Annotated in this window: 21 protein-coding genes and 1 pseudogene; 3 read left to right on the top strand and 19 right to left on the bottom strand. The window is 63.2% G+C overall.

Features of this window, described 5'->3' with window-relative positions; translation table 11 throughout:
* Positions 1 to 3: 3 nt before the first annotated feature.
* Complete coding sequence (locus tag J3P96_RS15120) at positions 4 to 1,005, bottom strand: sugar kinase (protein ID WP_434652016.1); 1,002 nt, start codon at positions 1,003 to 1,005, stop codon at positions 4 to 6.
* Between the two features lie 152 nt (positions 1,006 to 1,157).
* On the opposite strand from J3P96_RS15120, the gene kdgR reads away from it, so the two are divergent.
* A complete protein-coding gene (gene kdgR / locus J3P96_RS15125; RefSeq protein ID WP_434568717.1) occupies positions 1,158 to 1,940 on the top strand; it encodes a DNA-binding transcriptional regulator KdgR in 783 nt (260 codons plus the stop codon).
* A gap of 299 nt (positions 1,941 to 2,239) precedes the next feature.
* Here the strand turns inward: kdgR and J3P96_RS15130 are convergent, their stop codons facing one another.
* Complete coding sequence (locus J3P96_RS15130) at positions 2,240 to 2,665, bottom strand: VOC family protein (protein WP_434652018.1); 426 nt, start codon at positions 2,663 to 2,665, stop codon at positions 2,240 to 2,242.
* A 124-nt stretch (positions 2,666 to 2,789) separates the two neighbouring features.
* On the opposite strand from J3P96_RS15130, the gene J3P96_RS15135 reads away from it, so the two are divergent.
* On the top strand, positions 2,790 to 3,668 hold the full coding sequence (locus tag J3P96_RS15135; protein WP_434652020.1) for a LysR substrate-binding domain-containing protein: 879 nt from the start codon (positions 2,790 to 2,792) through the stop codon (positions 3,666 to 3,668).
* Positions 3,669 to 3,683: 15 nt separating this feature from the next.
* On the opposite strand, the gene J3P96_RS15140 is transcribed toward J3P96_RS15135, so the two are convergent.
* From J3P96_RS15140 to J3P96_RS15210, 15 genes are all read right to left on the bottom strand, one after another.
* On the bottom strand, positions 3,684 to 5,294 hold the full coding sequence (locus tag J3P96_RS15140) for a gamma-glutamyltransferase family protein (protein WP_434652021.1): 1,611 nt from the start codon (positions 5,292 to 5,294) through the stop codon (positions 3,684 to 3,686).
* A gap of 41 nt (positions 5,295 to 5,335) precedes the next feature.
* The gene (locus J3P96_RS15145; protein WP_305495035.1) at positions 5,336 to 6,115 is read right to left on the bottom strand and encodes an amino acid ABC transporter ATP-binding protein; all 780 of its coding nucleotides are present in this window, start codon (positions 6,113 to 6,115) and stop codon (positions 5,336 to 5,338) included.
* A gap of 2 nt (positions 6,116 to 6,117) precedes the next feature.
* Positions 6,118 to 6,894, bottom strand: a complete 777-nt coding sequence (locus tag J3P96_RS15150) for an amino acid ABC transporter permease (RefSeq protein WP_434652022.1) — start codon at positions 6,892 to 6,894, stop codon at positions 6,118 to 6,120.
* A gap of 12 nt (positions 6,895 to 6,906) precedes the next feature.
* Positions 6,907 to 7,713 carry an ABC transporter substrate-binding protein gene (locus J3P96_RS15155; RefSeq protein WP_434652024.1) on the bottom strand — a complete coding sequence of 269 codons (807 nt, stop codon included), beginning with the start codon at positions 7,711 to 7,713 and terminating at the stop codon, positions 6,907 to 6,909.
* Positions 7,714 to 7,789: 76 nt separating this feature from the next.
* Positions 7,790 to 8,458 (bottom strand): GntR family transcriptional regulator, encoded by a 669-nt coding sequence (locus J3P96_RS15160; protein ID WP_434652026.1) that lies wholly within the window; start codon positions 8,456 to 8,458, stop codon positions 7,790 to 7,792.
* Between the two features lie 221 nt (positions 8,459 to 8,679).
* Positions 8,680 to 9,621: a helix-turn-helix domain-containing protein gene (locus tag J3P96_RS15165; RefSeq protein WP_434652027.1), complete on the bottom strand. Its 942-nt coding sequence runs from the start codon at positions 9,619 to 9,621 to the stop codon at positions 8,680 to 8,682.
* 92 nt (positions 9,622 to 9,713) lie between these two features.
* Positions 9,714 to 10,478 carry a 2-keto-4-pentenoate hydratase gene (locus tag J3P96_RS15170; RefSeq protein WP_434652029.1) on the bottom strand — a complete coding sequence of 255 codons (765 nt, stop codon included), beginning with the start codon at positions 10,476 to 10,478 and terminating at the stop codon, positions 9,714 to 9,716.
* On the bottom strand, positions 10,475 to 12,082 hold the full coding sequence (locus J3P96_RS15175) for a bifunctional 3-(3-hydroxy-phenyl)propionate/3-hydroxycinnamic acid hydroxylase (RefSeq protein WP_434652031.1): 1,608 nt from the start codon (positions 12,080 to 12,082) through the stop codon (positions 10,475 to 10,477). Before J3P96_RS15175 ends, J3P96_RS15170 begins: the two co-directional genes overlap by 4 nt.
* Positions 12,083 to 12,096: 14 nt before the next feature.
* On the bottom strand, positions 12,097 to 12,948 hold the full coding sequence (locus J3P96_RS15180) for an alpha/beta fold hydrolase (RefSeq protein WP_434652033.1): 852 nt from the start codon (positions 12,946 to 12,948) through the stop codon (positions 12,097 to 12,099).
* Between the two features lie 26 nt (positions 12,949 to 12,974).
* Complete coding sequence (locus tag J3P96_RS15185; RefSeq protein ID WP_434652036.1) at positions 12,975 to 13,577, bottom strand: amino acid synthesis family protein; 603 nt, start codon at positions 13,575 to 13,577, stop codon at positions 12,975 to 12,977.
* Positions 13,578 to 13,591: 14 nt separating this feature from the next.
* Entirely contained in the window at positions 13,592 to 14,041 is a 450-nt protein-coding gene (locus J3P96_RS15190; protein ID WP_305495050.1) for a VOC family protein, read from the bottom strand.
* An 11-nt stretch (positions 14,042 to 14,052) separates the two neighbouring features.
* A complete protein-coding gene (locus J3P96_RS15195) occupies positions 14,053 to 15,093 on the bottom strand; it encodes a VPS10 domain-containing protein (protein WP_434652039.1) in 1,041 nt (346 codons plus the stop codon).
* A 12-nt stretch (positions 15,094 to 15,105) separates the two neighbouring features.
* A complete protein-coding gene (locus J3P96_RS15200) occupies positions 15,106 to 15,900 on the bottom strand; it encodes an SDR family NAD(P)-dependent oxidoreductase (RefSeq protein ID WP_434624138.1) in 795 nt (264 codons plus the stop codon).
* A 25-nt stretch (positions 15,901 to 15,925) separates the two neighbouring features.
* The gene (locus J3P96_RS15205; protein WP_434652041.1) at positions 15,926 to 17,416 is read right to left on the bottom strand and encodes an aldehyde dehydrogenase family protein; all 1,491 of its coding nucleotides are present in this window, start codon (positions 17,414 to 17,416) and stop codon (positions 15,926 to 15,928) included.
* A gap of 10 nt (positions 17,417 to 17,426) precedes the next feature.
* Positions 17,427 to 18,968: an acetolactate synthase large subunit gene (locus J3P96_RS15210; RefSeq protein WP_434624142.1), complete on the bottom strand. Its 1,542-nt coding sequence runs from the start codon at positions 18,966 to 18,968 to the stop codon at positions 17,427 to 17,429.
* A gap of 273 nt (positions 18,969 to 19,241) precedes the next feature.
* Between J3P96_RS15210 and J3P96_RS15215 the strand changes: the two genes are divergently transcribed.
* Positions 19,242 to 19,994 (top strand): IclR family transcriptional regulator, encoded by a 753-nt coding sequence (locus tag J3P96_RS15215; protein ID WP_434652043.1) that lies wholly within the window; start codon positions 19,242 to 19,244, stop codon positions 19,992 to 19,994.
* A gap of 177 nt (positions 19,995 to 20,171) precedes the next feature.
* On the opposite strand, the gene J3P96_RS15220 is transcribed toward J3P96_RS15215, so the two are convergent.
* Both J3P96_RS15220 and J3P96_RS15225 read right to left on the bottom strand, forming a co-directional pair.
* Positions 20,172 to 21,497, bottom strand: a complete 1,326-nt coding sequence (locus J3P96_RS15220; RefSeq protein WP_434652045.1) for a hypothetical protein — start codon at positions 21,495 to 21,497, stop codon at positions 20,172 to 20,174.
* Between the two features lie 82 nt (positions 21,498 to 21,579).
* Positions 21,580 to 22,928, bottom strand: a pseudogene (locus J3P96_RS15225) (aminotransferase class III-fold pyridoxal phosphate-dependent enzyme).
* Positions 22,929 to 22,930: the final 2 nt, after the last annotated feature.

Raw genomic sequence — 22,930 nt, forward strand, 5'->3', positions numbered from 1 at the left:
AAGTCAGACCTGTTCGACAAAAGGAAGTGAGGACGTGCCCATGCTCGGCATGGCCGCCTGCGGAATCAGCGCGCCCCGGTACTGGACGACCTCGGCAGCCAGGCGATGGCCCCAGCGGGCGGCCTGCTGCGGATCACCGCCGCGCAGATGGCAGGCCAGGTACGCAGCGTTGAACGAATCACCGGCAGCGGTGGTGTCGATGACCTGCGCGACGGTCTGCGCGGGCACTTCGAAACGCCCCTCGGGACACTGGATCAGGCAACTGGCCGCGCCACGCTTGAGGGCGACTTCGCGGACTCCCGCCTCGGCGTAGGCGCTGAACAAGGCATCAGGGTCGTGGTAGCCGAACAGGCTCGCGTCGTCTTCCCAAGTCACCAGCGCCAGGTCGCTCAGGTGCAGCAGATCGCGATAGGCCTGCCGAGCCGTTTCAGGGTCGGGCCAAAGGTGGGGACGGTAGTTGTTGTCGAAGACAATGCGCGTGCCCGCCCGGCGAGCCCGATGCAAGGCATGGATCAGGCGCTCGCGCCCCTCCGGCAGGAGGATCGCCAGGGTGATGCCGCTCAGGTAGACATAGTCGTAATCGGCCAGCGCAGCGATCATGGCCTCGGCCTCGGCGCCTTCGAACATGCGCCGCGCCGCCGCTTCCCCGCGCCAGTAGAGGAACCGCCGCTCGCCGTGTGGATCGGTCTGGATGAAGTACAACCCCGGCAGCGCATCCTCGATCACCCGGACATGCGCATCGCCAATGCCTTCGTCCAGCCAGGACTGGCGCATGGCCGCGCTGAATGCGTCGTTGCCCACCGCGGTCATGTAGTCCACGGCGACGGCGCCACGTGGATTCAATCGGGCCAGGTAGACCGCGGTGTTAAGCGTATCGCCACCGAAGGTCTGCGTGATCTCGGCATCCGGCCCGCCGCGCACCTCGATCATGCACTCACCCACCAGCGCGACCTTCAGCGGTCGGGGGAAGCGGGTGTCCGGGCCATGGTTGAGTGTCAAATCCATCACTACGCGCCTTTCTTGTTTTTAAAACGGCGTTTCATTTTTATCTCAAGGCCCGAGTCTAGTCAGATTTCCGGCCTCGTCAAGCAAAAATGAAACAGCGTTTTGTTCTGCTTGCGTATATCCTTGGGTTTTACTTTCACGTTGGAGCCTTCATGGACAACAGCGTCATTCCCAACAACGATCTGGTGTCGGCGGTTGGCCGGACCATGGCCGTGCTCGAAGCCCTGGCCGAGCATCCGGAAGAAAGCGGCGTGTCGGAAATCGCCACCAAACTGGACATGTCCAAGGCCACGGTTTATCGCTTCCTGCAGTCACTCAAGGCTCGCGGGTATGTGGTGCAGGATGCCGAAGACCGTTATCGCCTCAGCGTCCGGCTGTTCGAACTGGGCGCCCAGGCCCTGCCCCATCTGGACATCGTTCGCGAAGCGGAGCCGGGGATGCGCCGGATCAACGAGCTGACCGGCGAGACCGTGCACCTGGGGATCCTCGACGAAGGCAGCATCGTCTACGTGCACAAGATCGACTCCAAATACAACCTGCGCATGTACTCGCGCATCGGCCGGCGGGCGCCGTTGTATTGCACCGGCATCGGCAAGGTGCTGATGGCGTGGCTGGAAGAGGAAGAGCTGCTCGCGCATCTCGCGCAGGAAAGCTTCGAGCGCCGTACGGCCAACACCTTGACCAGTGTCGAGGCGTATCTGCAGGAGTTGGAGATTGTGCGCCAGCAGGGCTATGCCGAGGATCACGAAGAATTCGAAGACAACATGCGCTGCCTGGCGGCACCGATCCGCGACCGTTTCGGCCATGTGATCGGCGGGATGAGCGTTTCATTCCCGTGCTTTCGCTTCCGGGAAGAATTGAAGCAGGACTATGTGAAGCAATTGATGCAGGCGACGCAGCAGATTTCAGCTCAGTTGGGTTGGCATGCACGTTGAGCGCTAGATCCGACGACAAACCCGTGGCGAGGGAGCTTGCTCCCGCTGGGTCGCAAAGCGGCCCCTTTTTTTGGGCCTGCTGCGCAGTCCAGCGCGAGCAAGCTCCCTCGCCACAGGACCATCGTTGCTCTCAAATGAACTGCATTACCTGTGGGAGCGAGCCTGCTCGCGAAGACGTCGGCACATCCAACATCACTACAAGCTGACCCTCCGCTTTCGCGAGCAGGCTCGCTCCCACAGGGATAGTGAGTGTTCAGCCTTGCATTCAGCTTGGTTCCACAGTCTTTAACGCCCAACCGTTATTTCGCGAACAGCTGGCTCATGTCCTTGAACGCCTTGAACTCCAGCGCATTGCCGCAAGGGTCGAACAGGAACATCGTCGCCTGCTCGCCGACCTGGCCCTTGAAGCGCACGTAGGGTTCGATCACGAATTCGGTACCAAACGACTTCAATCGCTCGGCCAGTGCTTCCCATTCCGCCCAGCCCAACACGACGCCGAAGTGCGGCACCGGCACGTCGTGCCCATCCACGGCATTGCTGTGCGCGTTTTCCTGGGAAGCGGTCTTCGGATGCTCGTGGATCACCAACTGGTGCCCGTAGAAGTTGAAGTCGACCCATTGATCACTGGAACGACCCTCCTCCAGCCCGAACACCTGGCCATAAAAGCTTCGGGCTGCCGCGAGGTCATAAACCGGGATTGCGAGATGGAAGGGTGAAAGGCTCATCAGGACTCCAAATGACAATATTCTTGTTCAAGGGCACGCTCATCAAGGCGTGCCCTATCGTAGGCGCGGCCACTGAACAATAAAATCAATATAAATTTCTCAGAATCACAATTATTCTTGATGAATGATCAAAGAACTCAAGACCCTCATCGCGGTGGCGCGCGAAGGCACCTTTGCCGCTGCCGGGCACAGGATCGGCCTCACCCAGGCGGCGGTCAGCGCGCAGATCCAGCGTCTGGAAGCCGAACTGGGCTTCGAGCTGTTCGACCGCAAGGGACGCTCGGCCCACCTCAACAAACGGGGCCAGCAGATACTCCTGCAAGCCCAGGAGCTGCTCCGTCTTTACGACAATCTCGGTTCCACCCTGCCCGGGCTACCCGCCAGCGTCCTGGTGAACATCGGCGCGATCGCCTCCGTCCAGCGCTCCTACCTGCCGGACGCCCTCGCCAGGTTCCACCAGCAGTGTCCGCAATGCCGCACGCGTGTGGTGCCAGGCCTGTCGGTCGAGTTGATCAACCTGGTGGACGCCGGCGAAATCGATTTGGCGGTGATGATCCGCCCGCCGTTCTCGCTGCAAAGCGACCTGCGCTGGACGACCCTGGCGCTTGAGCCCTACCGGTTGATCGTCCCCCGTGGAATGCTCGGCGAGGACTGGTCGGCGCTGCTTTCCAGCCAACCTTTCATCCGCTATGACCGGTCGTCCTTCGGTGGCAGGCAGGTCGACCGTTTCCTGCGGCAGATGCACTTCACCTTGCGCGAAGTGTGCGAGCTGGATGAACTGGACGCGATCATCAAACTGGTGGAAAAAGGCGTCGGAGTCGCCCTGGTGCCGCAGACATCGGCCCATCAGCCATGGCCGAAAGGTGTGCGGGCGCTCGACTTGGGCCAGCACACTTTTCACCGCGATATCGGCCTCATCCATCGATCGCGACAGAGCCTTGCCGACCCCGTCGCGACCTTGGCCGAACTGATTCAAGAGCGGGCCGGCGGTGGGGTTGGATAACGCCCTCTGCAGCGGCTACCAGACCGCGATATGCGAATCCGCCCGCGGTTCGGTCCCGCCACACAAGACGCCAGTGACCGGATCGCGCAGGATGATCTGGCCGCGCCCGTAATCGGTCAGGTCGCTGGCGACCTGAACCTCGTGGCCGCGGCGTGCCAGGGCATTGATCAGGTCCCGTGAAGCGCCCTGCTCGATGCCGACTTTCATCTCGCCCAGCCACTGCCAGCGCGGCGCATCCAGGGCCGCTTGCGGGTTCAGGCCGAAATCCACCAGGTTCATGACCATCTGCACATGCCCCTGGGGTTGCATGTAGCCGCCCATCACGCCGAAAGGACCGAGGGCCTCGCCATCGCGGGTAAGAAACCCGGGAATGATGGTATGGAAGGTCTTCTTGCCTGGGGCCAGGCAATTGGCGTGGGCCGGATCAAGGCTGAATTCCTGGCCGCGATTCTGCAGGGCGATTCCGCTGTCGGGCAGCACCACGCCGGAGCCGAACCCGTGGTAGTTGCTCTGGATGAACGAGACCATATTGCCCTCGCCGTCTGCGGTCGCCAGGTACACCGTGCCGCTGGCGTGGGGATCGCCGGGCTTCGGCGGTTGGGCCTGCTCGCCGATCTGTCCGCGACGGCGGGCGCTGTAGTCATCACTGAGCAAATCGGCCACCGCCACGCGCATGTGCAGGGGGTCGGTGATGTGGTGCAGGCCGTCGCTGTAGGCGAGCTTCATCGCCTCCAACTGGCGATGCCAGGTCTGTTGGCTGTCACGGTGATCGAAGTCGAAGCCTTCAAGTATTTTCAACGCCATCAAGGCCACCAGGCCCTGCCCGCTCGGCGGGATCTCCCAGACGTCCACACCACGGTAATTGACATGGATGGGGTCGACCCACTGGGCGCGATAATCCCTCAGGTCCGAGGCGCGCAGGTAGCCGCCGCTAGCGCGGGAATGGGCATCCAGGCGCTCGGCCAGTGCGCCGCGATAGAGGCTTTCGCAGCACGTGTCGGCCAGTTCCTGGAGCGTGCGGGCCTGGGCCGGGTTGCGGAAAATCTCCCCGGCCCGTGGCGCGCGACCTTCGATGAGAAAGGTATCGAACCAGGCCTCCAGGACCGGATCGCGATGAGGCGTGAGCTCGCTCACCGCGACCTGCCATTGATGGGCAACCACCGGCGACACTACAAAACCGTCCCGCGCCAGGCTGATCGCCGGCTGTAGCAACTCGGCAAAAGGCAGCTTACCGAAGCGCCGAGACAGCTCGGCCCATGCCGACGGGCAGCCGGGAACGGTGACGGGTGTCCAGCCATACACCGGCATCTGTTCATGGCCAGCCGCCCTGACCGCCTCGATGCTCAAGGCCGCCGGTGCATGGCCGTTGCCGTTGAGCCCATGCAACTGGCCCTTGCACCAGACCAACGCGAAGGCGTCACCGCCGATACCGCAGCCGGTGGGCTCCACCACCGTCAGCGCCGCCGCCGTGGCGATGGCGGCGTCGATGGCGTTGCCGCCTTTTTGCATGATCTCGATGCCCGCCTGGGCTGCCAGGGGCTGGGATGCGGCGACCATGCCGCGACGGGCAAAAACGCTCTGGCGCTGTGACGGATAGGGGTATTCGTGGGCAGAAAATTTCAGCATGGCAAAGGCTCTTCAATACGGGAATTCATGGCCGGGAAAGGTCACAGCACGCGACTGAGAAAGGCCCGGGTGCGCGGGTGGATGGGGTGACAGAAAATCTGCTCCGGCGGCCCTTGCTCGATGAGCTCGCCCTGATCGAGCACTACCACGCGGTCCGCCACTTCGCGGGCAAAGCCCATCTCGTGGGTCACCACGACCATGGTCATGCCCTCCTCGGCCAACTCCTTCATCACCTGCAGGACCTCGCCAACGGTTTCCGGGTCGAGGGCGCTGGTCGGTTCGTCGAACAGCATGGCCTGGGGTTTCATCGCCAGCGCGCGGGCAATCGCCACCCGCTGCTGCTGACCGCCGGAAAGCATCGACGGGTAGTGATCAGCCTTGTCCGCCAGGCCGACCCGCTCCAGCAAGCCGCGAGCCTGTTCCAGCGCAGCGGCGCGAGGCACGCCGAGCACCTGGATCGGCGCCTCGATGATGTTCTCCAGGGCGGTCATGTGGGGGAACAGATTGAAGCGCTGGAACACCATGCCGATGTCCCTTCGCTGGCGGGCGATGTTGCGCTCCGACTCACGCACCAGGCTGCCGTCGGCCCGCTCGCGGTAACCCATGGCCTGGCCATTGACGCGAATGCGTCCGCCCTGGATGTCTTCGAGCAGATTGATGCAGCGGATGAAGGTGGTCTTGCCGGAGCCTGACGCGCCGATCAGCACCACCACTTCACCGCGCCGCACCTGCAGCGAGATGCCCTTGAGAATCTGCAACTCACCGAAGGACTTGTGCACGTCCAGCGCCTCGATGATCAGCTCTTCACTCTTGTGCGCCATGGTCAACGTGCCCTCAACAGGTTCATGGTGCTGCGACCGAACATCCGCAGCGACGCCGGTGGCGGTGACGACGGGCGGTCCGACTGGCCGAAACGGCCCTCCAGCCAGCGCTGGAAAAAGCCCCACAGGGTGGTCAGCAGCAGGAAATAGATCGCCACCACCAGGTACAACTCGAACACCCGGAACGTCGCCGACGTGACCATCTGGGTACTGAGCAGCAGTTCCTGCACGCCGATCACGCTGACCAGCGTGGTGTTCTTGAGCATCACGTTGAACTCGTTGCCCAGCGGCGGAACGATGACCCGGAACGCCTGGGGCAAGACAATGCGACGCATCAGCTTGGCGAAGGTCATGCCCAGGGAACGTCCGGCCTCGTATTGGCCCTTGTCCACCGCACCGATGCCGGCGCGAATGATCTCGGCCATGTAGGCGCCCTCGTTGAGGCCCAGGGCGATGATCGCCGCCTGGATATTGCCGGGAATCACCAGCCCGAACAGCTCGATGTCTTCGAAGCGGAAAATCCCGCCAGCGGCCAGCGCGGTGTAGAGAAAGACGATCTGCACCAGCAATGGCGTACCGCGCATCAGCCACACGTAGAAGCGCACCGGCAGGTGCAGCAACGGGTTCTTCGACAACCGCAGCAGCGCGGCCGCCAGCCCCAGGGCACAACCGAGCAGCATCGCCAGCACGCTGATGAGGCAGGTCAGCCACAGCCCGGTGAGGTACACCTCACTGGGCTGCAACAGGTACTGCCAGAACACATCCCAATTGAAATTCATCGACGGTTCGCCTCAATCCAGTGTGTCGCTGGCGACATGCCATTTGCCGAGCAGTTGGCTGTAGCTGCCATCGCTGCGCATATCGCCGATCACCTGCTGCACGGCGGCGGTCAGTTGCGGATCGTCCTTGCGAATACCCAGGCCGGTGAGAATCCGGCTGAAGGCCGGTACGCCTTCTTCGAACAGGTCAGGGGCCATGCCAGCGTAGTAACCGGCGGTTTCCACCGTAGTGCCGTAGGCGTCGACCTGGCTGATGCGCAAGGCCTGGAAGGCATCGGTGTCGGTGTTGTAGACCACCAGCTTCATCGGCGGCTTGCCGGCCTTGGCCAGGGTTTCGTTTTCGGCGTCGAGCAGGGTCTTGATGGTCGAACCGTTGAGTACCGCGACCTTGTGGCCGGAGAGACTCTGCAGCGTCTTCAGGCCCTTGGGATTGCCCTTGGGCACCACCACCGCCTGGCTGGAATACATGTAGTTGACGATGTCGATCACCTCGCGGCGCTCGGGCTTGTCGAACAGCTGGTCGACGATCATGTCGCACTGCCGGGCCAGCAGCGCCGGGAGCAGTCCCGCGAACGGAATGACCCGCCATTCGACCTTCTTGTCGCCCAGGCGCTTGGCGATTTCCAGCCCCAGGTCCACGGTCAGTCCCTTGGGTTTCTGCGCCGCATCGAAGGACACCAGCGGTGGCGAATCCATGCCCGAGCAGTAGACGAGTTTATCGGCCTTGAGCAGACGCTCCGGGACAACGGGCGCAGCCGCCGCCCATTGCGCGAAGAAACCCAAGGATAAAGCGGCGACCAACAGGCGAGGCTTATGCATGACCAGACACTCCAGTTCAGTAAATGACGGCAGTACTCAAAGTCAAAACACGGGGCAGGCTTAAAGCCTGCTCTCGTTATTTTTTCGATTGCAGAAACTCGATCAACTCAGGAACGGTACCCTCGATGTGCGCACGCACCACCGCCTCGGCCTTCCCCGCATCGCCTGCACGCAGGGCATCGAGGATCAGCGTGTGCTCCTGGCGCGCACTCAGGGGCTTTTCCACGTGCTGCAGCCACAGGCGCATCGGCGCTTCGATCAGCGAATAAAGCGCGCTGATCTGCTTCAGCAAGCGCGGCCGACCGCTGAGGCTGCATAGATATTCATGGAACGCGCGATGGCGGCTGACCCACTCGGCGCTTTCCTCGCGATAGTCGTCCATCTCGTCCAGCAGGCGTTCCAGGGCGGCCAGTTGACGATCGCCGATTTTCGCCGTGGCAACGCGGACCGCCAGGCCTTCGAGGGCGCTGCGCATTTCAAAGACTTCGTGCAATTCGTCAATGTCCAGGCCACTGACCACCGCGCCGCGATTGGGCCGCAGGGTCACCAGGCCCTGGGCATCCAGACGCCGGAAAGCCTCGCGCACGGGCATGCGGCTCATGCCGATCTCGTTGGCGATGTCCTCGGCGATCAGCCGGTCGCCTTTGCGCAGGCGACCGCCGCAAATGGCTTCGAGCAGAAAGTTGTAGGCTTCTTCCTCGGCAGTGATGGGCGGACGTTCAGCGTAGGTCGGGGCAAACTGCATGGCAGCACCTTCTGCATTTTTGTATCCAATTATCCATGTATTCACAAAAGCAGAATGCGTGCCAAGCGAACCGTTGGCTGTGCAAGGGATTGATTTTGAGGAAGTTGTCGAGGAAAACGACGGGCGCGCTACAGGCTGGGTCGCACCCGGTGTGCTACCAAACAGCTCAGAGGCTGCCTTTTATGGGTGCAGGGGGGATGGTTTGGTAACACCGCGGCCCATCAAGCCGGTGCCCGGGGTGTATCGGATGGCGACTCACCAAACAGTGCCCGGTAATGGGTGGCGAAGTGGCTCAGGTGGAAAAAACCCATCGCCACAGCGATCTCGCTGACATTCAGCTCGGTCGCATGGGTGCTGATCAAACGGCGACGCACCGCATTGAGTCGCAGGTTGCGCAAGTACTCCACCGGACGCATCCCGGTGACCGCCTGGAAGCTGTTCTGCAAGGTCCTGCGGCTCACGCGCAATTGTTCGCACAGGTCCAGGATGCTCAACGGCACTTCGGCGCTGGCCATGACCAATTCCTGGCAGCGCTTGACCAGGTAGGCATTGACGGCAACGTTGCCGCGACGCCCACGCACCTCGTCCGAGGCATGGCTGAACAGATCGAGGAAAGCATTGAGCAGGACGTCTTCGAGGATTTTTTCCACGGTGGGATTGGCGGCGCCCGCTTGTTCCAAAAGGTGACGAAACAGCGGTTGGATCTGCTGCTGGACCCTCGACAACACCGCTTCATCCACGCTGATTTGCGAAACGCTTTTCAGGCGTTTGAGCTGTTCGTCCGCCAGCTCATAAGCCGCCAGCTTGGCAAAACGCACCGTGTCGACATTCGCCGCGAAGAAATGCATGCCTTCCGGGGCGTGCAAGATGAAGTCTTCGCCGTCGCGCAACAGCACGACGCTGTGGGCGCCGACTTGGTGCCCTTGGACCACCGGCGCATTGCCCAGCGACAGGGCAATGCACAAGCGCCCTTTCGGCGCGCTACCACGCTGGACCACGCGTTTGTCCAGCACCTCCTGGAAGATCTGGAAGCGCTCGGCGCACACCTGCCGCAGTTCGCTGGAAAGGCAGCCACGGCCGAGTTGGTCATAGACCTGATGCCAGCCGAGGATCGAACCGGCGTGTTGTTGAGGATCATTGAAGGTACGAACTTCGGCGAACATGGTCGTTGTTCCTCGGTGGCCCTGCGCTTATTGCCCGATGCTGATATCCAGAGAAATCGATAAACCCCGTGGTGTCCTTGAGAGAATTGTTCTTATCGGTGGAAAACCAAAGCCAGTTCCGTGCCAAGCATGTGCAAGCGATATTCGCCGGGCCTGATGTCCAACGGCGCCAACAACGACCCGGAAAGCACCACCTGCCCCGCCTCAACGCACTGCCCATCGGCCAGTAATCGCCTGACCAGCCAACACAAATTCGACACCGGCGTGTCCTCGCGCGCCAGCACGTTTCGTTCTCCGCATGCCACCCCGTCGCATTCCAGCCGGTAGTTTACGTGGGGCAATTGATCAGGACTGAACCTCACCCGTGGCCCCAGGCAGTAAAGCCCCGCGGCGGCATTGTCGGCCAGGAACGCGCCGACGCCGAAACGCCAGCCCTGCCAGCGGCAATCGGCGATCTCGAACGCTGGCGCGACCTCCGACACGGCGGCGAGGATGTCCTCGTCGCTGTGAAAACCAGGCTCCAGCGCGCGCCCGAGGACAAACGCCAATTCGATTTCCAGCTTCGGCTGGATCAGCCGTGCAAGCGCCACCGCACTGCCGGGCTCCACGGCCATGGCATCGGTCAAGCCGCCCAATACCGGCTCATCGAGCCCGAAGCGTTCCTGCGCCGCGCGACCAGCGAAAGCGACTTTCCAACCGCTCAACTGCTCACCGCCGGCCTGGCGTCGGCGCAACGCCTCGCGCTGCAAGGCGTAGCCCTTCGGTAAATCGAAAGCCTGTGATTCCAATGAAGGCAAGGCATGTACCGCCTGCGCGGCGTCGTGAAGCCGGACCAACAGATCATCTTCACGCCTCATGACAATTGCTCCGCCAGTTTGCGCAACACGCCTTCGAGCCGCTCGGGCGTGGTGATCGCCGCGACAAACCGATCCGGCCGCACCACCACGATGCAATCGCGCACCCTGGCAAACCACTCGCCCAGACGGTTATCAACGTCTTCAATGCCTATGGCGCCGTTGGCCGCCAAGGGCTGGTTGCGCCCCACGCCACTGCGCGAACGATTGATCTGGATGAAGCGCGTCTCCCAGCGCGCCCACCAGGCCGCGGTTTCTTCGCCCAGGTGCGCGGCCGGATTGACCCGATAACCGAGCACCGCGTAGGAATGCCCCAGCACCTCATCCAGCTGTCGACGCTGCCCTTGGGCATCTTCGATCGACGGCTGGATGAATAGCTGCCCGACCAGGTCATCCTCGTGCAGCTCGGCGCGCTCGTGGTAGACCAGGCCTTTGGTGATGGTCGCCTTGGGTTTGAACTTGAACTCCAGCAAGTGCGAGCGCAGGTTGTCGACGCTGTTCACTGCCTGGAACAACCAGTCCCGCACGCCGGCCATCAGTGGGTTGGTCAGGCCGAGGACCGCGCCCATGTTATCGGCCAGCGCGATGAGGTCTGTCGCATGGCCGCGGCGCTCCTGGTCGTAACTGGCGAGTATCGCCGGTGATGCCCGGCCCTGGAGGATCGCCGCCAGTTTCCACGCCACGTTGACCACGTCACGCAGGCCCGAGTTGAGTCCCTGCCCGGCCCAGGGCGGAGAAATGTGCGCAGCATCGCCCACCAGCGCCACGCGGCCGGCGACAAACCGCGCCGCCACTCGCGAGTTGTGGGTGTACGCGCGGATCCGGATGATCTCTAGCTGATCGACCGCATCGCCGATATGACCACGGATCAACTGTCGGATCGTTGTTTCTTCGCACATGCGGGCCTCGTCCTCGCCTTCCAGCAGCATGAACTCCCAACGTCGTTGCTGGTACGGCAAATAGATGCACACGAAGGGCCGCTGGGGATCGGCATGCAGGGCTGTGTATGGCGCATCCAGGGTGTCGTTGGCCGTGTCGACCACTACCCATTTGCGCGGATGGGTCAGCCCCAGCAGCTCGATACCGAGTTTCTTGCGCACGCTGGAGCGGCCGCCGTCGGCACCGATCACGTACTGTGCGCTCAACTGATACAGCTCACCCTGGGCATCGCGCACCTGCAAGGTCACGCCCGCTTCATCCTGCTCCAGGTCGAGCATTTCATGGCCTTGACGCAGCTCGACGCCCGCGTGCCGACCCAGCTCTGCGCGCAAGGTCGTTTCCAGCAACTGCTGCATGAAGATATTGCGCATCGGCCAACCATAATGGGCCGTGCTCGGCTTGACCTCGGCAAAACACACGCCCCGCGCGTTGTAGTAACGCAGCGGCACGTTGCAGATCATGTCCCGCGCGGCCAGTTCGGCAATGCCGATGCCTTGCAGCACGCGCAGCGCCTCATCGTCCATGCCCACCGCCCGGGGATACGGCAGGATGCCCTCGGCCAATTCGAGGACGATGCAGTCGATGCCGTACAGCCCCATGTAATGCGCCGCCGTGATCCCGTTCGGGCCGCCGCCCACGATGACAACCTGGGTTTTGTCGTGCTTCATCGCTATCCACCGCTTTATTGTTGTAGTTGCAAGAGTTGATCACGCAGGTAATCCGCGACGACCCGGTTGAACACGTCGCCCTGATCGTCATGGACATAATGGCTGGCGTCGGCGATTTCCGCTGTCTGCACCCGCGGATTGGCCTCGCGCATCGCCTCCAGGGTTGCCAACGGAAGAAAATCCGAACGCGCGCCACGAATGAATAGCGTCGGGCAATCCAGCGCCCGCACCGCTGGCCACAAGTCAGTCGGCGTGATGCTCAGGCGCGCCTCGGCAATGCCTTTCTGATCATGACGCCATTCGATGCCCGTCGGCGTCTGCTTCATGGAAAAGCGCAATCGGGACGCCAGCGCATCGGCCGACAGACCCGGTCGCGACTGCCGCCAGAACTGCGCGGCGCTGTCCCAGTCGGGAAACACCACCGGCGTCTGGCTCATCTCGCGGCGGATACGTTCGGCGCCCTCGCCACGGATCGACGAACCGGGGCCGATGTCCTCGATTACCAGCGCGTGCAGTCGCCCGGGGTTGAGCCGGGCGTATTCCAGCGCATTGGTGCCGCCGAGGGAGTGGCCCACCAGGACAAAACGCTCCAGGCCCAGATGAGCCACCCAATCTTCCAGGTCGCTCACATAACTCTCGGTGCGATAGCTGGACGCCTCGGCCCAGTCACTCTCGCCACGGCCGCGCTGATCCAGCGCATGGCAGGCATACTGCTCGCCCAGCGCAGCGGCCAGCGGCGCCCAGGTCTGGGCGTAGGAGCGCAGCCCATGGAGCAGCAGCAGCGGAATTGCTGACGGGTTGCCCCAGCGCACATAACGCAGGCGCATCCCCGTCCGATTGGTGAAAAACTGGCTGTTTGCCGACATACGTTTGCTCCCGCGATCAGCGCGCTTCAGTACAGGCCGTCGTTGCCCTTGACGTCCGCTGCCTGGAGGCCGCCCAGACGCGCATGCAGACGTCCGCGCGTGGCGAAGGCCCAGATGATGATCAACTCGTCCGCTGAAGGACCGTCACCGAACGAAAGCGAAATGCTGTCGTAGTGCGAACGCACATACAGCGCGTCCTTGTGGGCCAGCGGTACATCGATGGTCGTACCCGGCCCACCGCGCTTGCCGGTGGAAGGCACCCAGGATTTGCCGCCGCCCAAGGCCAGGCGAATCGGGTCCGCCGCCGGGTTGGTCAGTAGCGCATTGCCGTGTTCGTACTCACCCTGGCTGCCCACCAGGCAAGCCTTGCCGTAGCTGATGATGTGCCGCTCGCCCGCCAGTGCCTGGATACGCCGGCCGAATTCCTCGCCCAACAACGGTGACGGTTCGATCAGCTCGGCCAGGCTCTCGCTGAAGCGTCCGGCGTAAGGATTGGCGATCACCGCGCCGATGGCGTATTTGAACAACGGCTCGCCATCGGCGAGCTGGCCGGTTTCGTTGGCCAGGGTTTCCTCGACGAAGCTGTACCATTTGCGGATGTGGTAGCTGGAGAAATTCGCGGTTTTCATAACGGAAGCCTCTTTCAAAGTGGGTCGAGATCGAAGTGCCGGCTGGGCGCGCCAGCGGCCTTGAAGCGGGCCTTGCCGCGCTCGTCGTCGTGTTCGGACTCGAGGAAAAATTCCATGCGATTGCCATCGGGGTCGTTGAAATACACGCCGTTGCCGATCTCGTGATCGGTGATTTTCACCACCTCGACGCCCTTGTTCAGCAACATGCCGTAGAGCTGGCGCAGGGTGGTCATGTCACCCGCGATCTCCAGCCCGTAGTGCTGCAATCCCAGGCCGCCCTGATGGGCTCCCGGTGCTGCGCGGATCAAGGCGATGTCGTGGTGCTTGGCACCGAAGGCCATCATGATCCAGCTTTCACCGCGGGCACTTTCATGCATGCCCAACACGTCGGCATACCAGCGCGCCGACACTTCAGGGTCGCTCACGAACAGCGACAGATGAGTACGAACGACCTCGACTTTCATCGCGCGATACCTCAGTTTTTCTTGACGATGGATTGATGCCCGGACTTGATCTGCGCCACGGCGGGCGTCCAGAGCACATCAGCGATTTCGCTGAATTCACGCCACTGCTTTTGCCAGCCGTCACCACCGTTCTCGGAGGTGAACAGGTGTCCGTACTTGGTACCGGCGACGATCTGTCGAGGATCAGCCGGGTTGAAGGCAATCGCCCAGACACACGAGTTGGGTTGTTGCGACAGCGGCAACACTTCCCAGCTCAAGGCTGCGTCCCGGGAAACCAGCACCTTGCTGGTGGTGCCTGGCGTGCCGTCTGAAATACTTAGGTACAGGGTGTCCTCGCTGCCCAGCGGTGCATTCATGGCGCGCACGTAGTACAGGCCGAAGGTTTCCCGGGCGACGATGCCGGTCCAGGTCTGCCCCTCGTCGAGGCTGCGGTAGACGGCATTGACACAGACCACCACGATGACTTTTTGCCCATGGTTGGGCAGGACCAGGATGTTGTGCACATCCGAGTTGTAGTCCCATAGCAAGCGGTCATCGACGCGGGTCCAGCTGTCACCACCATCGCGGCTATGGAACAGCCCGCCCTCTTCCAGGCCGAACCAGAGCTGGTTGCGATCCGTCGGGTCGTAGGCGAAGGCCAGCAAGCGTGGACGACTGACGCCGTCGCAAAACTCCGGGATCTCCACCGGGGCACGATCCCAGCTCTGGCCACCGTCGAGGGTGCGCCACAGCACCGCCCGGGAAGGCGCGCCGGTGCCGACGAAAATGCGTTGTGCGTCCTGCGGATCCACCGCGACCTTCCAGACGGTCTGGCCATTGAACGGCGAATCCACCCGCTGCCAGTGGCCGCCTGCATCACGGCTGATGCACAGGCCGACGTCGGTGCCGGCGTAGATCACTTCGGGAGTGCCTGGGTGGAAACTCAGGGACCGGGTGATTGCATCGAATTCCAGGTCCTGGCCCAGGCCCAGGCGATGCCAGGTGCGGCCATCGTCGGCGCTGCGGATGACCGCTTGCCCTACGGTGGCGACTAAAAGCGTTCCGTTACTCATCACAACTGCTCCTCAAATGAAGATGCCACGGGTCAGGCCGCCATCGATGCCGATGGATTCGCCGGTCACCGCGCCGGCCTTGGGGGACGCGAGGAAACCGATCAGCCAGCCCATTTCGATCGGCGCCAGGGTGCGCCGGATCGGCGTCGCGTCGATGTAGCCCTGCTCCACCTGCTCGGGCGTCTTGCCCTGCTTGACCCCTTCGCGCTCGTACAGCTCCTGGATGTGCGGGGTGTCGACCACGCCGGGGTGAATCAGGTTGACCGTGATGCCGGATGGGCCCAACTGATCGGAAAGGGTCTTGGTCATGTGGGCGATGGCCAGGTTACGCATGCCCGAGAGCACCTTGCTGCCGCGCCCGGTCAGGCCACCGATGTTGATGATGCGACCGAAGCCGCCGGCCTTCATGTGCGGGGTCACGGCCTTGGCGCAGCGGAAATAGCCGATCACCTTGGTGTTCAGGTCCGAGAGCAATTCGTCGTCGCCGGCATGCTCGATGTCGTTGCGCACCACGCCGGACGGGGCCGCGGCGCCGTTGACCAGGATGTCGATCCGGCCGAAGTGCTTGTGCGCGGCCTGGACCATGTCGGACACGGCCGACATCTGGTTGGTGTCACAGAACAGCGGCAGCACGTCGTTGCCGGTTTCGGCGCTGATTTCCTCGGCGGCTTGCTGGAGATACTCCATGCGCCGCGCGCAGATCACCACCTTGCAGCCCTCCTGGGACAGAAAACGCGCGACTTCCTTGCCGATACCCATCCCACCGCCGGTGACGATTGCCACGCGGCCTTGCAATTCCAGATCCATAACAGTTCCTCTTGTGATTATTCGCTCAGGCCAGATCGACAAAGACACTTTTGGTTTCGGTGTACGCATCGATCACGTTCTTGCTCATTTCCCGTCCCCAACCGGATTGCTTATAGCCACCGAAGGGCGACGCCGGGTCGACGACGTTCCAGCAGTTGATCCACACCGACCCGGCCTTCAACTGCGCGGCCACGCGATGGGCGGAACGCAGGTCACGGGTCCAGAGACCGGCCGCCAGCCCGTACGGCGAGTCGTTGGCGCGCAGCACCAGTTCATCGATTTCGGTCCAGCTCATGACGGTCAGCACCGGGCCGAAGATTTCTTCCCGGGCGACGCAGGCGCGCTCGGCACGGTCAAGAAACACGCTGGGGCGAATGAAGTGGCCCTGCTCCAGGTGGGCCGGCCGGTCGCCGCCGCAGATCAGTTCGGCACCCTCCTCCTGGCCCCGTTGCAGGTAGCCACGGACCGTGCCCAATTGCCGGGCCGAGACCAGCGGGCCCATGCTGCTGGCCGGATCCAGGCCTGGCCCGAGGACATGCGCGGCCGCGTGGCGCTGGAGTTCTTCAAGCACTTGGTCGAGGACGCTGGCGTGTACGTAGAGACGCGAGCCGGCGGTGCAGACCTGGCCCTGGTTGTAGAAGATGCCGTCGGCGGCACCCTTGGCGGCGCGGACGATATCGGCGTCCGGCAAGATGATGTTCGGCGACTTGCCACCCAGTTCCAGGGAGACCTTCTTCATGTTGCCGGTGGCCGCCTGGGCGATCAGCCGGCCGACCTGGGTCGAGCCGGTGAAGGCGATCTTGTCGACGTCCGGATGCCCGGCCAGCGGTGCGCCAGTCTGGGCACCGAGGCCGGTGAGCAGGTTGACGACGCCGGCCGGGAATCCGGCGGCCTCGATCAACTGCACCAGGCGAATCGCAACCAGGGGCGTCTGCTCGGCGGGCTTGAGCACCGCGACACAACCGGTCGCCAATACCGGGCCGAGCTTCCACACGCACATGGTCAGGGGGAAGTTCCACGGCACGATCAATGCGCAGACGCCCACCGGTTCGCGCAGGGTGTAGTTGAGCATCGGTGCGCCGCTGGCGGGCGACACTGGCAGCGTGCTGCCTTCGATCTTGGTCGGCCAGCCGGCGAAGTAGCGAATGATGTTGGCCGCGCTCGCCGCTTCTCCACGGGCCGTGGCAATCGGCTTGCCGTTTTCCAGGGTGATCAGTTGCGCCAGCTCTTCGCGATGCTGATCGAGCAGCTCCGCCAGACGAAACAGCAACAAGCCGCGCTGGGCCGGCGACTGCTGCGCCCAACTCCCGGTGAAGGCTGCGCGGGCGGCAGCGACGGCGGCGTCTACGTCCCGCTCAGCGCCTTCGGCCACTTCGGCCAGGGTCTGTTCGGTGGCCGGGTTTTCCACGGCGAACTGGCGGCCGCCGGCGGCGTCCTGCCAGGTGCCGCCAATGAACAGGCGCCCCGGCTGCGACAGGAACTGCTCGACGGCAGGTAACAATTGGATCTGGCTCATATCCGCTCCTTCACAGCGCCATTTCGATCAGGCACGGGCCGCCGTCGGCCTTGGCGTTTGCCAGGGCGCGCTGCAACTCGCCATTGGTATGCACCGTGCTGGCCGGCATGCCGTAGCCTCTGGCCAGGGCTTTCCAGTCGATGCGTGGACGGTCCAGCACCGTCAGACTCAAGGCCTCGGGGCCCAGCTCGGTCATGCCGAAGCGGCGCAGTTCGTTCTGCAGGATCGCGTAGCGATGGTTGGCCGCGATCAGGATCACCACCGGCAATTGTTCGCGAGCGATACTCCATAACGTCTGGATGGTGTACTGGGCGCTGCCGTCCGATTGCAGGCAGAACACCTTGTTGCCCCGCTCGGCCATGGCGGCGCCGAATCCCACCGGAATCCCCTGGCCGATGGCGCCACCGGTATTGGTCAACACGCGGTGCCGCGCGGCATGGGCCGAGGCGGTGAAAAACGGATAACCGCACGTGCCGCCTTCGACGGAAACGATACTGTCGTCCGGCAGCGACGCGGCCAGCACCTGCCCGACCGACTGAGGCGTCAGTTCAGCCTCGGCGGCGGGCAGCTCGATCCCGATCGGCGTAGGTATATGCGCCGGCGCCTCAAGCGCATCGGCCAGTGCGGTGAGCGCTCCGGCAACGTCGTCGCCCACCTCGGCCAGACACAACAGCCGCTCACGCTCCGCCAGCCGCGACGCAATGCCTTCGTAGCCGAAATAGCTGATGGGCTCGGGGACGCCGGCGCAGACCACGGCGTCGTATTGGTCGAGGATTTCGATGGCCACTTCGGGAAAATAAGGCAGGCGATCCAGGTCCGGCAGGCCACCGCCGCGATAGCTCAAGCGCGGGAAGGTTTCGGCGAACATCCGCACGCCGGCCAACCGGGCCAGGCGCCCCGCCGCTTCCAGGCCGGCGACCGAGAGACCCTGGTCGCCAACGATGAACACCAGCCGCCGACCGTCACGCAGCGCCCGCGCTACTGCCTCGACCCGATCACCGGCAAAGCGCCGGACCGGGGCCTGCAAAGAGCTGAAGGCTTTTTCCCGCTGCACCGGGCTGGCTTGCAGATCCATCGGCAGGATCAGGCTGGCGATCTGGCCCTTGGCTTGCCAGGCGGCGCGCACCGCTTCCTGGAAATCTTCGCCAATGCCCGCTGCCGTGCGCGAGGTGCGCACCCAGCCGGATACGCTCCCGGCCAACGCCTGGATATCACTCGCCAGCGGCGGATCGTAATTGACGTGCCATGAGGCGTGGTCGCCGATGACGTTGACGATCGGCGTGTTGGCGCGACGGGCGTTGTGCAGGTTGGCGATGCCATTGGCAAAACCCGGCCCGAGGTGGGTCAGGGTCATCGCCGGCTTGCCGGCAATCCGGCCGTAACCATCGGCGGCACCGGTGCATACCCCTTCGAACAACGACAACACCGGCTTGAGGGCTGGCGCGCTGGCCATGGCCGCTACCAGGGGAATCTCGGTCGTCCCGGGGTTGGCGAAGCAGTACTCGATACCGCTTGCCACCGCCGCCTTCACTATCAGTTGCGCACCATTCATTTCCAGCCCTCTTCATCGAGCGTTTGCAGTGGCTGAGATTTACACACATGAAAATCGACAAAACAAGTTATTTTTTAACGTTAAACTCGTATTTTGAGATTTATGTTATTTTGTAAAGCCTAAACGCTGGCCTTGAGACTTGTATTTCTCAGGTATTGGGTTACCTTGGCAGCGCACGCATGGACGACCTCGCAGGCTTTTCATCAGCGACGCGCCTACCTATAGTGCTCACCCAAACGGCCACCTACGCGCCACTCCCCCTTTAGGAGCGAAATGAGCAGCCTGAGCAAAATGCTGAGCGTCCTGGACCTCTTCGGCCCGGATCGACTGAAGATCGACCCCGATACCATTGCCGAACGCATGGGCCTGTCGCGGGCGACCGTGTACCGCTACGTCAAGGACTTGTGTGATGCGGGCCTGTTGACCCGGGTGGATGCCGGCAGCTACGGCCTGGGGCCGCGCATCATCGAGCTTGACTGGATGATGCGTCAGTACGACCCGATCCTCGTCGCCGGGCGCGAGCTGATGCATGAGCTGTCCGAACAGACCGGCCTCGCCGTGTTCGCCAGCGTTTTTTATGACGGTCACATCATCAATACCTACATCGCCGACCCGAATGACACCTACCAGTTCTCATTCGGCCGCGGCCACCCGCTGCCGTTTTTTCGCGGTGCCCAATCCAAGGTATTGATTGCCTTCCAGAAAGGTCGGCGGCTGCAGCGGCTGTACGACGAGCACCTGGCCAACGACCCTGCGAACACCTACGACTGGGCGGGCTTTTCCAAGGCGACAAAAAAGATCCGCAAGGACGGCTATTGCCTGACGCACGATGAGCTCAATCAAGGGCTGACCGGTATCGCGGCGCCGATCATCAATCCCGGGCTCGATGAAGTGGTGGGCAGCCTTTCGGCCGTCGGCAGCACCCACAGTTTCAAGCTGCTGCGCCAGGAAACCGTGATTGAAATGGTCATGGACACCACCCGGCGGATTGCCGAACGGATGCAAAATCCGCCCGCTGTGGGCTAGAAAGGGATCTTGCGCCATACCGACCACTTAAAAAAACACCCAACCTGTGGCGAGGGAGCTTGCTCCCGCTGGACCGGTCCGACGCTTCGGGCGTAGCAGGCCCAAAAAAGAGGGGCCGCTGCGCGACCCAGCGGGAGCAAGCTCCCTCGCCACAGGGTTTAGCGAACAGCTCCTGCCTCAGAACGGCACTGCCACCGTCACTTGGCTGTACACGTTGGTGCCGTTACCGCTCACCTGATTGCCCTCTGTCGTCGCATCCCGATCCGGCTTGTAGAGGCCTACCAGCGGCGTGACGATCAAATGCTCGTTCACCGCCCACTCGGCGTACAGGTCCAGCTCCCGGGCATCCAGGTTCAGGGCGTTGTCCTTACGCACCGTGTTGAAGTCGAAGTACAACGCACCGAGGGTCAGGTTCTCCGATGGCCTGGCGGTCAGGCCGAGATGGTGGATGCCGGTATTACTGTTGAACGGGCCGGCATAGTTCCCCGCGACTTCGCCCTGGAACCAGGTGCCGTAACCGGTGCTCTGGCCGGTGAACAGCGAGTCCCATTTCTGCGAATAACGGGTGTAGCGGTAGGTCAGCTTCGGCGTCCAGGCGATATCGGCAAAGGTGTAGCCGGCCTCGGCGTACCAGGCGCTCTGCGGGCCGGCGTCCTTGTCTTGCCAGGCGTATTCGAAGGCCAGGCTGGCGTTCTCGATGCCGGCATCGCCCTCGCCGCGAACACTGTAGACGTCCATGCCCTTGCGCTGCCGCTGGAAATCACTGGCCCAGCGGTCGTTCACGTCCATGCCATGCACCCAGGTCAGCCCCAGCGTACCGGCCTGGGTGGTGTAGTCCAGCGTGCCGGCGGCCAGTTCGGTTTCGGCCTGGGCGCGGTTGTCGGACTTGAGCCACAGCACGCTGCCATGCAGCCCATCCTGCCCGCCCAGGCGCAACACGGCGGTTTGGTCGAACGCATGCCGGGCGGCCAGGTAATAGGCGCCACCACGGTTCAAACGTCCGTCCGCCGGGCCTTTGCCCAGGTTGGGCCCGTCATCGTTGATCAGGAATCCCCGGCCCAGCTTGACCACCTGGCGGCCGCCGGAGATATCGATACCGTCCCGTCCCAGCACCGGGAACAGATCGGCTGAACGCCAGCCCAGGTAAGCGTCTTCGATCTTCGTCGTGCGCTCGCTGCCCAGCGTATTGCCGGCCGCGTCGCCATCGCCCCAGGTGGCCGAACTGACCAGATTGAACGCACCGTAGGCGGTGCCATGGCCGGCAAGACCCTGGTCGCCGCTTAATCCGTACTTGATGAAGCCCTCACGCCAAGTCGAACCGCCGGACCTGCCGTCGTAATTCTTGCGGCTGTTGAAATGGCCGAACACCGCCAGCATGTCGGCGTTGAGGTGCGTGTCGTCATCGGCATACAGCTCATAGGCCTGGACCTGGCTCGCGGCGCAGAGCGCCAGCGTGCAGGCAAGACCGCTGCCGAAAAATTCCATACGCGCTAGGGACCGCATGGCTGAGCTCCTTGTGGTGCGCCTTTGCAGGCTGTTTTTTTATTTGGAGAGCCGGCGCAGCACGCTACGCCGGTGGGCCGGGTCAGCGGCAATTGGCGAGCGCGTCATCCAGCGCGTCGACCATCAAGCCGGCCTCATCGGAGGTGAGGGTCAGCGGCGGCGAAAGGACGATCTTGTTGCCGATCGGGCGCACCAGCACACCGGCGCGGCGCGCATGCTCGGCGATGCGCGAGGCCAGCCCGGTGGCCGGGTCCAGCGGTTCACGGGTGGCCTTGTCCGCAACAGGTCGAGGGCAATCATCAAGCCCTTGCCGCGCGCTTCGCCGACCACCGCGTGACGCTCAGCCAACGGTTGCAGCTGCTCCAGCAACTGGGCGCCGACCTTGCCGGCGTTGCGCGGCAAATCTTCGGCCTCGACGATGTCCAGCACCGCCAAAGCCGCGGCGCAAGCGGTCGGGTGTCCGCTGTAGGTGTAGCCATGCATGATCACGCTGCTGAAACCCGGCCCGTTCTCGATCGCCTCGACGATACGCCGGTTGAACACGGTAGCGCCCATGGGCACGTAGCCGGCCGTGATGCCCTTGGCCAGGCACAGTACGTCTGGCGCGACGCCCCAGCCACGACTGCCGAGCATGCAGCCGGTGCGGCCGAAACCGGTCACCACTTCATCGGCGATCAGCAGGATGCCGTGGCGATCGCACACCTCGCGCAGGCTCTTCCAGTAGTTGGCCGGCGGGACGATCACGCCGCCGGCGCCCTGCACTGGCTCGGCGATCAGCGCGGCGATGGTCTGCGCACCGAGCAAGGCGATCTGGTCCTCCAACTGACGAATGCAGTGGGCGGTGAGCTCCTGCGGGTCGCGGCAGTCCCAGGGGTTGCGGTACAGCCAGGGCGTGTCGAGCAAATGGCAGCCGGCCAACAGCGGCCCGTGGTTGTAGTGATAGACGCCGTTGCCACCCACCGAGGTGCCGCCCATGTGCACGCCGTGGTAGCCGTTACGCAACGACAGGAAGCGCGTGCGCCCGGGCTCGCCGCTGGCGATCCAGTATTGGCGGGCCATTTTCAGCGCCGTCTCGACTGCGTCGGAACCACCGGAACTGAACAGCACCCGCTCCATGTTTTCCTCGGCAAACATCGACGTCAGCCGCTCGGCCAGATCGAACACCCGAGGATGCGCGATGCCGTCGAAGGTCTGGTAATACGCCAGTTCATCCATCTGCGCGGCAATGGCCGCCTTCACCGAAGCACGGTTATGGCCGACGTTCACGTTCCATAAGCCGCCGACACCGTCGAGCATGCGATGACCTTCGATGTCGGTGATGTAGTTGCCGTCGCCCCGGGCAATGACCAATGTCTTCGAGCGGTTCGCGGGGGCCGATGAACTCATCGGATGCCAGAATTTCTTTTGCGCTGTCTTGTAGTGCTCGTACATGG

The organism is Pseudomonas sp. R3-56 (assembly GCF_051132075.1).
GTDB lineage: Bacteria > Pseudomonadota > Gammaproteobacteria > Pseudomonadales > Pseudomonadaceae > Aquipseudomonas.